Annotated in this window: 1 protein-coding gene; it reads right to left on the minus strand. The window is 39.1% G+C overall.

The genetic code is table 11. The features are described 5' to 3' along the window. Positions 1-12: 12 nt before the first annotated feature. Positions 13-19,476 carry a non-ribosomal peptide synthetase gene (locus BrL25_RS22620; protein ID WP_018672891.1) on the minus strand — a complete coding sequence of 6,488 codons (19,464 nt, stop codon included), beginning with the start codon at positions 19,474-19,476 and terminating at the stop codon, positions 13-15. Positions 19,477-19,556: the final 80 nt, after the last annotated feature.

Raw genomic sequence — 19,556 nt, forward strand, 5'->3', positions numbered from 1 at the left:
TTTGTACAAAATCTACTTCAGAACAAAAATCGCTTGGAGAATTTCTTGGAGTATGGAAGCATTTTTAGGAACTTGTTCACCACTAAGCATCTTCGAATGATCTCCATAGCCACGATAGGCAATAAATTGTTCAGATGCTCGTGACCACACTTCCTCATTCCATTTTTCAGCCTCATAGGCAGCTGAGTTTCCTTGTTCGCACTCTGATTGGATGAGATGAATAGCAGCCTTTATAGTACCTTCATTTACTAATTGATTATGGAACAACAGATAACTGAGCATGTTTTGAATAAAACCTTGTTTGACAAAATCATTGGTTATGAACAGTTCGAGATCCTCTTTTGTCATATTAAACATCTCGTTATGAACCCCTATTTCTGTGAAAAAGGCTTCGATTTCTTTTCTTGCTTCAGCAGCCGTTTGTTCGATTGCTTTATCCTTCCAATAAGAGTCAAATAAAATAATGCTGGACACCTGATGTCCTTGGGTTTCCAATTCTTTTGCAACTTCAAAAGCTAAGTTACCGCCAGAGGAATACCCCATCAAAGTATACGGTCCCTCAGAATCAATCTGAATAATTGCATTGACGTACTGTTCAATGCGATTGTCCTCTTCTATGAAGTCAAAGCTATATAAAGAAATATCATGGATTTCTTCTGCAAGCTTTTGATAGAAGGTACTGTGGGCACCAATCGGTGTAAAGCTAAATACAGGTCGAATTGTTTCCTTATTTAATAGTATTGGGTGACCCGTGTTTTGCTCGTACTGCTTATGCAAAATAAACTCTGCCATTTTTTCAATCGTTGGATGCTGGAATACGAGATGTAGTGGCAACTCTTCTTGCATATACTCGTACACCTTTGATATGAGATGCATTGCTTTTAAGGAGTGTCCGCCTATTTCAAAGAAATGATCGGTAATGCCAATTGGATCTACCTCTAGTACTTCTTGCCAAATAGCAGCCATTTGTTCCTCTATCATGTTTCTAGGGGCAACATATTCTTTTGCTGCAACGCCGATGTTTTGAGGCTCTGGCAATGCTCTCTTATCTACTTTTCCGTTAGCAGTAGTAGGTAGTTCTAAAAGCTGTACGAAGTAGGTAGGAACCATGTACGCAGGGAGTTCCTTGGAAACAAATTTTCTCAAATCAGCCAGTACAACTTCCTTTTCAGCTACAAAGTACGCACATAAATATTGCTGTGCATGTTGATCCTCTTGGGCAGTAACCACTACCTCCTTAACACCATGATAGTGAAGAATGGTAGATTCGATCTCTCCTATCTCAATTCGGAAACCTCGTACTTTGACCTGCTCATCTACCCGACCAACGTATTCTATCGTTCCATCTGTACGCCACTTTGCCAAATCCCCCGTTTTATACATGCGCTCTCCAGGTGCAAATGGATTAGCAACGAACTTCTCCTCTGTTAATTCTGGTCGATTTAAATAACCTCTGCCCAGTCCACGACCCGCTATGCATAACTCCCCTACTACTCCTATAGGCTGCAAATGATGCTCGGTATTAACAATATAGACAGCTACATTGGCAAGCGGACGACCAATTGTAATCTCTTGGTCTACTTCAATTGCTCTCTGAATAGTCGTAATTACACTATTCTCTGTAGGTCCATACTCATTGTTAATCTCAATAGCAGGATTTTTCTGTTTAATCTTTTGTACAATTTGAGGAGATAATTTTTCTCCACCAAGAGTGACACAACGTAATTGGTGTAAATCCTCTGCTGTAGCGCTATCCACAATTGCATTAAACAGACTTGGAACACCATAGTAATGAGTGATCGATTCAGAGGCGATCAATTTTCGTAGTGCAAATGGATCTTTTGCCTCTTCTTCTCTTGGCAAGATCGAAGTGGCCCCTCCAAGCATAGGAGCAAACAAACTAGCTACAAATCCATCAAAAGCAAATGAGAAAATCTGCAATGCTTTATCCTTTGGATTAAAGGCATACTCGTCTCTTCTCCATTGTAGGCAATTCACGATGGAATGATGTTCAATCATGACCCCTTTTGGTTTACCAGTTGTGCCTGAAGTATAAATTACATATGCCAAGTCAGTTGGTTGGTTCACAACTGTGAGATTGGTTCCATCGACTACATAATTTTGCTTCTCATCTAAATTTAACCTCATCATATTAGCTGATAATTCATTGAACAAATGCGCCTGGGTCAGTAAAAGAATCGCACCGCTATCCTCTAAGACATATTCAATACGTTCCGTAGGATAAGCTGGATCAATAGGAACATAGGCTGCTCCAGCTTTCAAGATACCCATGATACCAATAATCATTTCTACAGAACGATCTGCCATAATCGCTACTAGCTGATTAGGAACGACTCCTTTATTGTGTAGTGTACGAGCTAATTGATTGGCTCTTTCATTTAGCTCTTGATAGGTCAATTTCTTCTTGTCCCAGATAAGTGCTACTTGATCCGGTGTTTTTCTTACCTGTTCTTCAAAAAGCTGATGAACCGTTGTATCCTGCTGATAGTCTCTTTCTGTGTTATTAAACTCTTGTAAAAGCTGAGTTTTCTCTGCATTCGTCAGTAGTTCAATAGCAGCTAATCTCACATCAGGATTATCTATGATCGCGTTCATAATCTGAAGGAAATTAGTCATCAAACGTTTGATTGTTTCCGGACGGTACAATTTGGTGCAATATTCCACACCAATCATGATTTGGTCTCTTTCTTCTGTGGCGATAAAGGTTAGATCGAATTTAGAGTGCTTCGATTTATTTTCTCCTTCATAGGCAACAAATCGTAGCTCATCTAATTCAATAGCGTCTTCCCCTCTGTTCTGGAGAGTAAACATGGTATCAAACATCGGATTTCTGCTTACATCCCGTTGTAGCTTTAGTTTCTCCACTAGCTCTTCAAATGGATAATCCTGATTCTCATAGGCTCGTAATGCATTTTGTTTTACTTCTAATAAAAATTCTCTAAATGATTTTGATCTAGCTGGTTTATTTCGCATGGCTAATGTATTGACAAACATTCCAACAGTGTTCTCCAAATCAACATGCGATCGCCCTGTAACCGGTGTACCCACAATCAGATCTTCTTGACCCGAATATTTGGAAAGAAGTACATTATATGTCGCTAACAAGACCATATAGAGAGTGGTACCTGTGTCTGTAGCTATCTTATACAAGCCTTCCATAAGCTCTTTGCCCGTTCCAATTGTGATTACATCGCCGTCAAAGCTTTGTGTAGTTGGTCTTGGAAAATCTGTAGGTAGATTTAATACAGGAATTTCATCTGCAAATGTTTGAAACCAATGGTCTTCCTGTTTTTTATACATTTCTGTTTGATACTGTTCATGTTGCCATATAGAAAAATCCTTATACTGAATCGTAAGTTCTGGTAACGTATTTCCTTGATACAATTCCACCAGTTCGCTGATGATGATTCCAGATGATACCCCATCGGAAATAATATGATGTGTATCTACTAGTAACAAATAACGATCCAATCGGGTTTGAACAAGCTTGACGCGAAGCAATGGCGCCTTATTTAACTGGAACGGTTGAATAAATTCATCAATGATTTCTTCCAATTCCTCTTCAACAGCTACCTGATGGTCGACAGTAAAATCAACTACTGCATGGATTTTCTGCACAGGAGAACCATTTACTACCTCGAAGGATGTACGCAAGCTCTCATGACGGTTAATTACATCCCTAAAGGCTTTTTCTAGTTTTACCAGGTCAAGTTTTCCTTCCAGTAACATGATAGAAGGCATGTTATAACTGATATCTATCCCATCAAACTGGTTAAGAATAAACATTCTTCGTTGTGCTGCTGAAACCGGATAGTAATCTTGCTTTGTAGCAGGTCGGATCGAAATGATCTGCTTCGTGCGCTCGCTCTCCAAGTATTGGGCTATTTCTTCGATCGTTGGTTTTTCAAATAGGACACGTAAAGGAATATCCATTTGATACTCTTTGTGCATTTGAGATATAACCATCATGGCACGTAAAGAATGACCACCTAATGCGAAAAAGTCGTCCTTACTTCCAACTCGACCAATGCCTAAAACCTGTTGCCATACAGTAGCAAGCTGAGATTCCAATTGTGTTCGGGGAGCTACATAGTCTGTGTTAGAAAGTAACGAATTGTCTGGATCTGGTAACGATCGCTTGTCAATTTTTCCATTGGCTGTTAATGGCATCGCTTCAAGTGAAATAAACGTAGTAGGAATCATCGCTATCGGTAGTTCAGCTGCTAAATGTGCACGTATTTCCGCTATGCTTACCTCTCTATCCGTAACCATATATGCGCAGAGGAATTTTTCCTTCGTTTGATCTTCCTTCGCAATAACGACCACTTCTCTTAGACCATCAAGCTTACGCATTTGTGACTCAATCTCACCAAGTTCGATCCTTACTCCTCTGATCTTCACTTGATGATCTGTTCGACCAAGAAACTCTATATTTCCATCAGGTAACCACTTTGCTAAATCTCCTGACCGATATAGCTTTTCTCCCGGTACAAATGGATTATCAACAAACTTTTCAGCCGTAAGTTCTGGGCGATTTAGATACTCACGAGCAACTCCCGCTCCTCCAATACATAATTCTCCTACGACTCCGATTGGTACCAGCCCTCCAGATTGATCCATGATATACATCGTGGTGTTAGGAAGCGGTTTTCCAATTGGTGCGGTTCCCACTGCATGTAGAAATTCAAACGGTTGTTCGTAATAACTAGAATCAATGCAAGCTTCTGTAACCCCATAGCTGTTAATGATTCGAATGGATTTTCCAAATTTACCAAGTAGCGCCCTGTAATCATCCATTGAGCAACTATCTGCTCCGATAATTAAGAGTTTCATCTGACTAATATCCAGCTTATGTTCGAAAATGTATTCCATTAGAGGAACAACTAAAGCTGGTGTTGATTCAAATATGGTAATTTGGTATCTGCTTAGCATGTCATAAAGGGAAGCTGGATCAAGTTTTACCTCATTTGGGCAAACCACCAATTGTCCGCCATGAAGTAAAGCTCTGGCAAAATCTCCAGCCGAAACGTCGAAAGAGAAACTAGCCATCTGCAGTAACCGAACAGGGAAGGTCTCTAAGTGATACTCCTCTCTCCATGCAAATGCTATGTTGATATAACTCTGATGCTCTATCACGACACCCTTTGGTTTACCAGTTGTCCCAGATGTATAAATAATGTAAGCCATATGATGCTTTTCTGAGACATTCTGTAAATTAGTACCATCACCTTGGTAATATTCATCTTGATCCAAGTACAAGACCTCATGTTCGAATACAAGCTGTTCTGCTAGATTTTGCAAGGTAAGCAACAGCATTGCATTGCTATCCTCGAGCATAAATTCCTTACGATCTTGCGGATAATCCATGTCAATCGGCACATAGGCTCCACCTGCTTTTAATACGGCCAACATACTAACAACCATATGCAGAGAGCGATCTATGATAATGCCTACGGTACGTTCAGGCTGAACTCCCTTCTGTCGAAGTATTCGTGCTAGCTGATTGGCTTTCGTATTTAACTCCTGATAAGTAAGCTGTTCATGTCCACTAATAACCGCAATATTGTTAGGGGTTTTCTCCACTTGTTCCTCGAATAACTGATGGAACATTTTATTCATTGGATAAGACGTTTTCGTTGCATTAAAGTCATACACAATTTGATTTTTCTCTGACTCTGACAAGACGCTAATCTCTGAAAGCTTTTTATCTGGATTTGCTACGATAGACTGTAAAATTTGAGAATAATGGATAGCCCAACGTTCGATGGTTTCTTTGCTAAATAATTTGGTGCAATAGCTAAATTGGAGTTGAATCTCATCTTGCGTTTCAAAAGCATCCAACGAGATATCAAATTTGGCTATTTGCCCTTTCATCTCGTAAGGGACATAGTGAAGGCCATCTATCTCAAATCCGGTTGAATCGGTTTTTCCCAAGCTAAACATAGTGTCAAATAACGGATTTCTACTTAAATCACGTCGAATTTGTAGCTTTTCTACAAGATTTTCAAACGGGTAATCCTGATTTTGGAAAGCCTCTAGTGCATTATTTTTCACTTCAGCTACAAATTCACGGAATGTTAGCTCACTTAATGGTCTATTTTTCAATGCTAGTGTATTTACAAACATACCGACGATATTTTCTACATCTGCGTGTGATCTGCCAGCAATCGGAGTACCAATAACAATTTCTTCCTGACCAGTGTATTTGGACAATAGCAGATTGTAAGCTGCCAACAAAAGCATATACAAGGTTGCCCCTGTCTCATTAGATAGGCTCAGTAGGTCAGCCATTAGCTGCTTTCCAGTTCCAAAAATGATATGGTCACCTTCGAAACTTTGTACAGAAGGTCTTGGGAAGTCAGTTTGCAGATTTAGAATTGGTAATTCGCCTGCGAATGTATTGAGCCAAAATTCTTCTTGCTTTTGAATCACTTCAGATTGGAACAGCTCATTTTGCCATACAGCAAAATCTTTATACTGGATGTTACATTCAGGCAGATTTTGCTCATTATACAATTGGGCAAATTCTTTGATGATGATCTGCATAGATACACCGTCAGAAATGATATGATGCATATCCATTAAGAAGAGATGACGTTTTTCTGATAGGGTAACAAGGCCTATTCTAAATAATGGAGCTATCTCCAAATCAAATGGTTGAATAAATTCATCTACGATTTGTTCGACTTGATCCTCTGACGCCTCTTGATAAGTAACAGCAAAATTCACAGTATCATGGATTATCTGAACAGGATCACCATTGACCGTTTTAAAAGATGTCCGCAGTGCCTCATGTCGGTTGACCAAACCTCTCATTGCATAGTCAAAACGGTTGTAATCCAAGCTACCCTCAATGAACATAACACCAGGAACATTATAACTAATACCTGTACCTTCAAATTGATGAAGGATATACATCCGTTTTTGTGCTGAAGAAACCGGATAAAAATCAGTTTTGACAGCTTGTTGAATGGCTACGTACTTTCCTTTTTCTAAGCCCGAAATATAGGATGCTAGAGCAAAGATTGTCGGCGATTCAAAAAGGATTTTTAACGGCAATTCAACATGGAACACCTTATGCACGGAGGAAATTACGGTCATTGCCTTTAAAGAATGTCCTCCCAATTCAAAGAAATTGTCCCTAACACCTATCTTGGAGACACCTAATACACTTTTCCAAATATCAACCAATTGTTCTTCGATTTGATTGCTCGGTGCTACATATTCTGTGCCTGCAATCAGTTCTCCATCTGGTTTTGGTAATGCTCTACGATCTACTTTTCCATTTGGTGTAAGTGGCATTTTCTCCAGTTGGACAAAGAAGGTAGGTACCATATAGGAAGGAAGCTCCTCCGCTAGCTGTTCACGCAATTCTGGTATAAGAGTAGCATTCTCTGATACGTAATACGCACATAATGCTTTTTGACCACCCTTGTCCTCCACTACCGTTATGACAGATTCCTTTACCTTGTCTTGTCTAGCAAGGACAGATTCAATCTCACCGATTTCGATTCGGAATCCTCTAATTTTTACCTGTTGGTCAATTCGTCCTAAATATTCAATTGTTCCATCAGGCAACCATCTGGCCAAATCACCTGTACGGTACATTTGCTCACCTGGAACAAATGGGTTAGACACGAATTTTTCTGCAGTTAGCTCAGGTTTGTTAATGTACCCTCTAGCAACCCCTTCTCCGCCAACACATAGCTCTCCTGGAACCCCGATTGGTTGCAAGTGATTACATTGATCAAGGATATAAGCGGTTGAGTTACTAATGGGTTTACCAATCGGTATGTTATCAATGAATTCCTCATCAATTCTAAAGCAAGTAGAGAAGGTAGTGTTCTCAGTTGGTCCATAGCCATTCCAAATTACTAGATTTGGATTTGTTTGTTTTACCTTGTTAATGTGTTTAGGCGATAGGACATCTCCACCGACAATTAAGTTGGTAAGGCTAGCAAACATACTCTCATTGTCTTGCGATAATTGATTAAATAATGGTGATGTTAGCCACATCGTTGTAATTTGGTTTGCTTGTAAGAAGCTACCTAATAACTCTGAATCCAACAAGATATTCTTATTGACGAGGTATAAACGTGCCCCATGTAGCAATGCACCAAAAATTTCAAATGTCATTGCATCAAAGCCAATTGCACCTGTTTGAATCATTCGATCTTCTGGTGTTACCTCAACATAATTGGTATTTATTACCAACCGAACCACATTTCGATGTTCAACCATTACACCTTTTGGTTTACCAGTCGAACCAGACGTGTACATGATATAAGCTATATCATTCGGATCAGTAATACTTGGAAGATTTGTAACATCACCTTGATTCAAGCTTTCATCATCTAGTAAAATGATGTCCACTTCTTCCACTAGTAGGGAAGTCAGATGACGTAACGAAAGAACAATGTTAACTTGGCAATCTTCTATCATGTAAGAGATGCGTTCGGAAGGATACTCAGGATCAATTCCTAGATAGGCTCCTCCTGCTTTAAGAATCCCCATTATTCCTATAATCATTTCATGTGTGCGATCAGCTAAAAGACCGACAACGTGATTTGACTCTACACCCTTTTGACGAAGTATCCATGCGACTTGATTTGCTCTATTATTTAACTCCTGATACGTTAATGTATTCCCTTCTGATACAACTGCTATATGATCTGGATTCTTTTCTACTTGCTCCTCGAACCATTGGTGAATGGCTAACATTCTTGGATAATCTGTTGATGTTTCATTAAATTCAGCGACAATTTGTTGCCTTTCTGCTTCAGATAACAAACTGATCTCTGATAAAGCTATATCCGGTTGTTTCGCAATAATATCGATGATTTGTAAGAAATGACCTGCCATTCTTTCTATACTTTTCTTCTTAAACAACCTCGTACTATATACGAGAGAGAATTGTAGGCCTGATTGTTCTTCATTTGCTTCTAACGTCAAATCAAACTTTGAATAGCCCCTTTGTGCAACATGAGGTGTGATCTGTAGATCATCTAGTACAAAAGATTTTCTCTCCATATTTTGCAAAATAAACATGATGTCAAACAAAGGATTTCTACCTAAGTCCCTTTGAATTTCTAATGTTTCGACGAGTAATTCAAACGGATAATCCTGGTTTTCATAGGCTTCCAATGTATTTTGTTGTACTTCTGCCAAAAACGCTTTGAAAGACTTCATACCACTTGGATTGTTTTTCAACGCTAACGTATTTACAAACATTCCCATTACTTTTTCTACATCAGGATGTGCTCTTCCAGCAATAGGTGACCCGATCACAAGCTCTTCTTGACCAGAGTATTTGGATAGTAGCACATTAAAAGCAGCCAGTAGTACCATATACAACGTTGTTGAAGTTTCATTGGCAAGCTTGTATAAGTCCTCCATGACTTGCTTTCCGGTATGAAAAACAACTTGGTCCCCATCAAAGCTTTGCACTGTCGGTCTTGAATGATCTGTTGGTAAATTGAGAACAGGGATTTCTCCTGCAAATGTGTTTGTCCAGTAGGATTCCTGTTTGTTGAAAGCATCTGATGCGAATAGTTCATTTTGCCAGACAGCAAAGTCCTTATATTGAATGCGAAGTTCAGGCAGGCTTTCACCACGATATAGCTTCGCAAATTCCTCAAATAAGATTCCTGCTGATACACCATCTGAGACAATATGGTGCATATCCATCAAGAAAAGATGTCTTTCTTCCTCTATTTTGATGAGTCCAACACGTAATAGAGGGGCTACTTCAAGATCAAAATTTTGAATGAACTCATGAACAAGTTGATCTACTTGGTCTATCGATGCTTCTTTATATAAAATTTCAAGTTCAACTGACTGATGTACACGTTGCATTGGTTCTCCATTTATAGAATGGAACGAGGTTCTTAATGCTTCATGTCGGTTTATTACTTGTTGTAGTGCATCTTCAAAGCGTGGATAGTCTAGCTTGCCATCCATGTATAGTGCACTTGGCATGTTATAAATAGTTCCTGCTCCATCAAACTGACGAAGGATATACATCCTTTTTTGTGCGGACGAAACCGGATAATGCTCTTTAGGCGATACAGGTTGAATAGGGACATATTTGCTTTTTGTAGCCTGGTCAATGAATGTAGCTAATTCTGCAATTGTAGATTTTTCGAATAACAACTTCAGAGGTAATTCAACACCACACTCCTTATGCACGTGAGACATCACCGTCATAGCTCTCAATGAATGACCACCTAAATCAAAGAAATTATCATTCACGCCAATCTTCTTATGTCCGAGTACATTCTCCCAAATTTCAACTAGTTTAGCTTCAGTTGCATTTTTAGCCGCTACATATACCGTTCCTAGAACCGGATCGCCTTCTGGCTTTGGCAATCCCTTACGATCAATTTTTCCATTTGGTGTTGTAGGGAAAGCCTCTAGCTGCACAAAGTATGTTGGAACCATGTATTCAGGTAATTCTTTCGCTAGATGTGCTCTCAGCTCAGGTAATATGACTTCTTCTTCTGCCGTAAAGTAGGCGGTTAGTAGCTGCTGTTGGGTTGTATCCTCTGAAACCACAACAATTGCCTCATTGATCTTATCAAATGTTAGAGTAGCATTTTCGATCTCACCAATCTCGATTCGATAGCCCCTAATTTTGACCTGTTCATCAACGCGACCAATATACTCAATCGTGCCATCCGGTAACCATTTAGCATAATCACCCGTTTTATACATGCGTTCACCTAGTACAAACGGATTGGGAACAAATTTCTCTTCTGTAAGCTCTGGTCGATGTAAATAACCTCTCGCTAAGCCTTGACCACCAATGCACAGTTCACCAATTACTCCAACGGGTTGTAACAGATGATTGCTGTCAAGGATATACACCGCTACATTTGCTATAGGACGACCGATTGTGATCGTTTCCCCTACTTTCATTGAGCGCTTAACCGTTGTGAGAACACTATTCTCAGTTGGACCGTATTCATTATTAATTTCAATAGCAGGATTTTTTTGTTTGACCTTTTGTACAAGCTGAGGAGTTATTTTTTCTCCCCCTAGTGATATGTTACGCAACTGATGGAAATCCTCAGCTGTTGAGCAATCAAGAATTGCATGAAACAAGCTAGGTACGCCATGATAATGCGTGATACTTTCAGCCGCAATTACATTTCTAAGAGCAAATGGGTCTTTAGCCTCTTCTTCTCTAGGCAAGACAGAAATCGCTCCTCCCATCATTGGAGAGAATAGACTAGCGACGAATCCGTCAAAGGCAAATGAGAAAATTTGCAGAACCTTATCGTTAGGAGTAAAACCGTATTCCTCTTTTCGATACTGCAAGCAATTGATAATAGACTGGTGTTCTATCATGACTCCTTTTGGTTTGCCTGTTGTACCGGATGTGTAAATGATATAAGCAAGGTCAGATGCTTGATTTACATTGGAGAGGTTTTTACCATCTCCTACATAAATTTGATTATCCTGAAGATCTATCCATTCGATTTCAGTTGTGATTTGTTTGGTCAGGTGTGTTTGAGTAAGCAGTATAGTAGCACCACTATCCTCAAGCAAATATTGAATACGCTCCTGTGGATAAGCCGGATCAATTGGTAAATAAGCTGCCCCTGATTTTAAAACCCCATAAATCCCTACAATCATTTCAAATGATCGTTCGGCCATAATCCCCACAATTTGCTCTGGTTGTACTCCCTTATTTCGCAAAAACACAGCTAGTTGGTTAGCTCTCTCATTTAACTGGCGATAAGTCAATGTTTGACCTGCATAACTGAGTGCTATATGGTCAGGTGTTTTTTCCACCTGTTCTTCAAAAAAGCTATGAATTGTTCCCATTGAATATGGAACGTGATTATTATTGAAATCAACAAGTACCTGTTGTCTTTCTTCTAAGGTGAGCATATTGATTTCTGATAAAGCGACCTCTGGATTCTCGGTTACTGCTCGTACAATTTGTAAGAAATGAGACGCCATTTGTTCAATCGTTTCCTTCTTAAAGAGCTTAGAGCAGTATTCGAGGCAGAATACAATCTCCATACTCTCTTCTGTTGCTTCTAAAGTGAGATCGAATTTTGCTTGTTTAACCTCTGTAATATATGGATGAAATGTTAAATTTTCAATCTCAAAGACTTTCTTGTCCGTATTTTGTAAAATGAAAATCGTGTCAAATAATGGGTTTCGACTCAGGTCACGGTGTACATCCAATTTTTCAACAAGCACTTCAAATGGGTAATCCTGATTTTCATAGGCCTGTAACGTATTTTGTTTTACTTCCTCTATAAACTCTTTAAACGTCTTTGTTCCAACTGGATAATTTCGTAAGGCCAGTGTATTCACGAACATTCCCATAATTTGATCGACATCTGCGTGAGTTCTGCCAGCGATTGGTGTACCCACAATAATGTCTTCTTGTCCCGAATACTTAGAAAGGAAAATATTATAGGTTGCTAATAAAACCATGTACAAAGTTGTCCCAGTCTCATTTGCAATTCGATATAACTCCTGCATCAAGTTAGTTCCTGTGCCAAAAATAAATCGGTCTCCCTGAAAGCTCTTCGTCAGTGGACGCGGGAAATCAGTCGACAGATTTAGAAGAGGAATTTCTTCTGCAAATGCAGTAAGCCAATACGTCTCCTGCTTATTTAATATACCTGTTTCAAACCATTCATTCTGCCATGTAGCAAAATCTTTATACTGTAAACGAAGTTCAGACAATTCCTTCTCTTGATACAGTTGAACAAATTCTTTGATAAAAATTCCTAATGAAACACCATCCGCTATGATATGATGCATATCCACTAAGAAGAGATGACGCTCCTCTGTTATTTTTACAACTCCAACACGTAAAAGTGGTGCAAGCGAAAGGTCGAATGGCTGAATAAAATTTGTGATAAGCGTATCGATTTGATCTTCTGTTGACGTCGAGTTTGAAATGGAAAAATCAATCTCTTCATGTATACGTTGCACAATTTCTCCATTGATCGAGTGGAAAGAAGTTCGTAACGATTCATGGCGTTGAACCAGTGCTTTCATTGCTAGCTCAAATCGTTGAACATCGAGCTTTCCATCAATATACATCACACCTGGCATATTATAGCCAAGATCAGCTCCGGCTAACTGACGCAGAATATACATTCTCTTTTGAGCTGAAGATACAGGATAATATTCTTGTAGTTGAGCGGGTTGAATATCCGAATAATTGCCTTTCTCAGCATGTGTAATGTATTGAGCTAATTTAGCAATTGTTGGATTTTCAAAAATCATTTTAAACGGTACCTCTACTTGAAATACCTTGTTTAACTTAGAAATCATGTTCATTGCTTTTAATGAATGTCCGCCTAATTCAAAAAAGTTATCTTCCACCCCAATTTTGTTTACAGAGAGAACTTCATTCCAAATGCCACTTACTTTCATTTCAATCTGATTTCTAGGAGCTACATATTCTACCCCTGTAACAATAGTTCCCGTAGGCTTCGGAAGAGCTTTACGATCCACCTTTCCATTCGGTGTAAGTGGAATTTTATCCATACGAACAAAGTAAGCAGGAATCATATAGGTTGGTAGCACACTACCTACGTGCTCTCGCAACTCGGATACCGTGATTTCTTGTTCAGAAACAAAGTAAGCATACAGCGAGTGAGACTGTTCTTCTTGCTCAGCAATAACAACTGCCTCTTTAATTGACTTATGCTGTATGATCTGCTTTTCAATCTCACCTAGCTCAATGCGATATCCGGCAATTTTTACTTGATGATCTGCTCTTCCTAAAAATTCTACATTTCCATTTAAGAAATATCTCGCTAAATCACCTGTTCGATACATGCTCGTGCCCGAGATAAATGGATTTGAGACAAATTTTTCATCTGTTAAACTAGGTTGGTTCAGATATCCCTTCGATACACCTTCACCACTAATGCATAGCTCTCCGACAATGCCAGGTGGGACTAACTGGCCTCTTGCATCAAGAACATATACCTGCGTATTAGCGATTGGCTTACCAATAAAAGGTCGATTGGCAAATTCATTACTATTATCTGCAGTCAATAAATGTGTGATGCATCCAATGGTCGTCTCTGTTGGACCATAGTGGTTCATGACCTGCACAGCAGGATATTTAGCAAGATACGTCATCACATCAGTCACTCGAATTGGTTCCCCACCCATTACAATTAAACGGAGGGAATCGCAATGATTTGTCATCATGAATGACTCACTTCGAACAATTACACTAAAAAGGGAAGGAGTCATTTTAACATAAGTGATCTGATTTTCACTCATATACGCTAGTAACCGCTCAGTATTGATATACTCATCTTTTGTCAGTACATGTAATTGGCTACCTGACAAAATAGCTGAGAAAATCCCTGTATAGCCTAAGTCAAATGCGTAGGACGACACGAGCACTGTTCTATCTTCAAATGTTACATTAGCTTGACGCGAAAATGCAGAAACGTAATTTATTACATTTCGATGAGCAATTTGAACTCCTTTTGGCATCCCTGTCGTACCTGATGTATATATCACATAAGCAAGATTCTCTGAGTCCACCTTCGTTGCTTTAGGCAATTGCAAATCTTGATTTATCATTTCTCTATCCAACGAAAGCGTACTTACTGATGTTGGAAGAGTATTTGACAAATCACTCAAAGTCACAACAACATCTACGTCACTGTCTTCTAACATATAACTAATCCGCTCTTGTGGAGCATCGGGATCGATTGGTAGGTAAGCTCCACCTGCCCTCCATATTCCCATGATTCCAATCATCATTTCTAACGATGGAGGAGTCATGATCCCCACGATCTTATTCGCACCTACGCCCCTCTCTTGCAACAGAGCTGCAACATGGTTTGCTTTTTCATGTAGATCCTGATAAGTCAGTTTTTCTTCTCCAAACACGACTGCATGTTGTAAGGGATATTTCTTTACGCATGATTCAAACAAGTCATACATTGTGACATCATGAGGAATATCTGCTTCTACCCCAGTTGTTCTTGTAATGAGTTCAGCTTGCTCTTCTTGAGTTAATAATGGAATTTCGGCAAGCTTTTGCTCCACATTTTCAACAAAAGCACGTATGATCATTTGGAAATGCTTGACGAATTGCTCAATGGTTTCACGCTTAAATAGGGCTGTGCTGTACTGTAATTTACAACGAATTTCGCCGTCTACCTCGGAAGCAAAGAGCGTCATATCTACTTTTGAAATGGAATGGACAAAGTCATATGGTGTTATTCTCAACTGATCTAGCTCAAATGTGGTTTGATCCATGTTTTGTAGCACGAGCATCGTATCAAATAATGGATTCCGACTAAAATCACGAGGTAAATCTAATTTATCTACCAAAGCTTCAAATGGATAATCTTGATGTTCGAATGCACCTAATGTCATTTGCTTCACTTCAGCAATGAACTCACCTAATGTCTTACTTGCCTCAGGATAGGTTCGCATCGCTAGCGTATTAATAAAGCTTCCCATAATGCGTTCAACATCAGCATGCCTTCTTCCAGCAATGGGAGAGCCAATAATAATTTCTTCCTGTCCAGCATACTTTGATAAAAGAACACTATAAGCCGATAACAATACCATATACAGGGTAGCCCCTGATTTCGTTGTTACATCATAGAGTCCAGAAGTTAACTGTTTTGGAATGACAAAGTCAACTCCATCCCCTTCAAAACTCTGAGTAACTGGTCTACGTGAATCTGTAGGTAGCTGAAGTACCGGTATTTCACCTTTTAATGTGTTGATCCAGTAGTTTTCTTGCTTTTCAAATATCTCTGATTGGAACAGCTCGTTTTGCCAAACTGCAAAATCCTTATACTGGATGCGTAGCTCAGGCAAGCTCTCACCATGATAGAGCTTCATAAACTCTTCGACAAACACAGAGATAGATACTCCATCAGAGATGATATGGTGTATATCCAAAAGGAAGAGATGCTTCTGCTCTTCTAATGCAACCAAACCAACTCGAAGCAATGGTGCAATAGATAAATCAAATGGTTTAATAAAATCAGTAACAATCTGCTCGATTTGATCTTCCTTGGAATTCATCCGAATCATTTCTACTTGAACAGATTGATGTACCTTTTGTACTGGTTCACCATCTATTGAATGGAAAGAAGTTCGTAAGGCTTCATGTCGAGTTACTATACTTTTCATTGCATCTTCAAAGCGCTGTGTGTCTAAATTTCCCTCAATGATTAGAGCACCTGGCATATTATAGCTAACGCTATCCTCATTGAGTTGGTGAAGGATATACATCCTCTTTTGAGCTGAAGAGACTGGATAGTACTCTTGAGGTGCTACTGGTTCGATTGCCGAGTACATTCCGTTTTCTGTGTTAGCAATAAAATGAGAAATGGCCGCAATTGTAGGTGTGTCAAATAATACCTTTAAGGGTAAATCAACATTGAATGCCTTAGATATTTGAGAAATAACCGTCATTGCCTTTAGAGAATGGCCACCTAATTCAAAAAAATTATCTAAGACACTAACTTCATTTACGTTTAATACGCCCTTCCAAATCGTAGCCAGTTGGTCTTCAATGAGGGTACGTGGTGCTACAAATTCAACACCTGTACGAATGGAGCCATCAGGTTTTGGCAATTTTTTTCTCTCTACTTTACCATTGGATGTCAAAGGGATTTCTTCCAGACGGATAAAGTAGGATGGGATCATATAAGACGGCAAAGTACTCCCTACATGTTCACGGAGTTCAGATACAGGTAAGTCAGAATCAGAAACAATGTACGCATATAGTACATTTTGCGAGGATTCATCTTTCTCGACAATAACGACAGCTTCTTTAATCATTTCATGCTGTACTAATTTTGCTTCTATTTCTCCCATCTCAATGCGATGACCCCGTATTTTTACCTGATGATCTGTCCTTCCCATATATTCCATATTTCCATCTGGCAACCATCTCGCAAGGTCTCCTGTTCGATACATTCTTTCCCCAGGTCTAAAGGGGTTTTCTATAAATTTTTCCGCGGTTAGCTCAGGTCGATTTAAATAGCCTCTGGCAACTCCATCCCCAGCAATGTACATTTCTCCAATAGAGCCAATTGGCACTGGCTGCAAGGCTGTGTCTAATAGATAGATATTTACATTGTCGGCGGGTACACCAATTGGTACAGAGTTTTGTGAAGTATTATTCGGATCAAATACATAGAGCATGCAGCCTACTACTGTTTCCGTAGGTCCATATTCATTCATAATTTGGACATTCCCACCAAAATTACGATCTATTTTGCTAGCGAGCTGCGTATGTAAGCTTTCGCCGCCAACAATAAATCTTCTAATATTACTATTCGTGCCATCGAATTCTTCGATTAGTTTTAGATGTGTAGGGGTTAGTTTAATAATTCCAACTTTATTATCTGTAAGGATGTCCTGAATAACCTGTACCTTGTCTTCCCCTCTATAAATATAGATCGTATTCCCAGAAACAAGAGGGGTAAATATAGACGTGACAGTCAAATCAAACGAAATGGACGAATAAAGTGGGAAATGAACGGTCTCATTTTGTACATACACTTTTCTAGCCCACCAAATATAATTGACAAGCCCCTGATGAGTGATCATAGCTCCCTTCGGATTTCCAGTGGAACCTGAGGTATAGATGATATAAGCTAGATCATTCATGCTGCTTTCATTTATTAGATTAGCGGCGCTTCCCTGATATAGCTCTTGATTATCTAGGAATAGAATCTCTATATTACCATCAAGTTTATCGGAAAACTTTTGCTGCGTTAGCAAAATAGTTGTTTGACTATCCTCTAGTAAATACTGAATTCGATCTTCTGGATAATCAGGATCAATCGGTAAATAGGTAGCTCCCGATTTTAAAATGGCGAGAATCCCTACAACCAATTCCAAGGAATGCTCTGCCATAATGGAAACAACGCTATCAGCAGTAACTCCTTTCTCTCTTAAAAAATGTGCTAGTTGATTAGAGCTTTCGTTTAATTCCTGATAAGTGAGTTGTTTTTCTAGGCATACTGCTGCTACTTGGTGTGGTGTTTTGGCTGCCTGCTCTTCAAATAACTCATAGATAGTTTTGGTTCTTGGATAGTCAGAAGCCGTGTTATTATACTCTACTACTAGCTGTTGTTTTTCCTGCTTCGTCAGGATTGGAATATCCTTTAGTAATACATCAGGGTGGTTAATCACCTGTGCAACAATATTTTTGAGATGATCTTGCATTCTAGTAACAAAAACTGAATCATAAACCTTAGCATTATAGCTGAATTTAATCATCATTTCGTTCCACGGTGCTACTGCAACCACTACGTTTAAATCATAGGTAGTTTGCTCTTCTCCATTATCTATGCGTATACGAAAACCCAAAGCTTCCTCTAGAGAATCCATGTTGTTGTCTGGATAATTTTCGAACGTGACAAGATGGTCAATGAGCTCCTGTTTTACCAATGATTGACTTTGAATTTCATATAAAGGTGCATAGTCATATTTTGTAGATTGAATCGAATTTTCTCGGGCTCTTTTTATTACGTCATCAATAGACAGTAAGCCATTGCAATGTAAGCGAGTGGGAATGGTATTGATGAACAACCCTACCATATTTTCAATTCCTTGTATTTCTGGAGGTCTACCTGAGACAACCGATCCAAATACAACATCGTCCGTATTTTTATATTTACTTACCAAAATGCTCCAAAGCGCATGGAATACATTACTTAACGTGGCCTGATTACGGTTCGCGATCTGTTGGAGATTTTTTGTTGTGTCCTGATCTAACGTAAAGAGGATCTCCTTAAGTTCATAGCTTTCCTTCCCAGTCTGCTTCTTGTTTTTGGGGAATTCAGAATGCAGTTCATAGCTGTCTAAATAATTTTTCCAATATTTCAATGCTTCTTCTCTATTTTGTTTCTCCAACCATTTTATATATTCGCTATATGGCTTAGTTACTTCGCGTGGAATTGATTTATTTGCTTTTAAGGTAGCATAATAACCGAGAAGCTTATGAATAAGAATCCCGAGTCCCCAACCATCGATGACGATATGATGAAGAGCCCAAACAAATTGATAGGTTTGATCATTGGTTTGGAAGATAGCAGTTCTCATTAGCACATCTTTAGTTAGATCAAAGCCTTGTTCTTTCCCACTGTTTTTATAAGTTTCAATATATTTCTTTTGTTCATCGTCAGAAAAACGCGTGATATCCTCAAAGTATACCTGCATTCTTCTCTCTTTAAACACAACTTGTCTAGCACGTTGTAAATTTTGGTAAACAAATGCTGTACGGAGAACCTCGTAGTTTTCGATCAGTGTATTCATACTCTGCTCAAACAATGGAAGATCAAAATCGCCATGAATAGTAGCGGTCATCTGGAGATAGTAGGCACTCGTCTGCTCATCCTTAATAGAATGAAATAACATACCTTCTTGCAATGGAGTTAAGGGATAAACTTTGGCAATATTATCTTGTTTTTTCATTTTTGCACCTCAGCTACGTGATATGAAAAGAGAAAAATGTTGTTCCTCCAACGAAATCATTACGTGCGATCCTCTATTGG

Source organism: Brevibacillus laterosporus DSM 25, assembly GCF_002706795.1.
GTDB classification, from domain to species: Bacteria; Bacillota; Bacilli; order Brevibacillales; family Brevibacillaceae; genus Brevibacillus_B; species Brevibacillus_B laterosporus.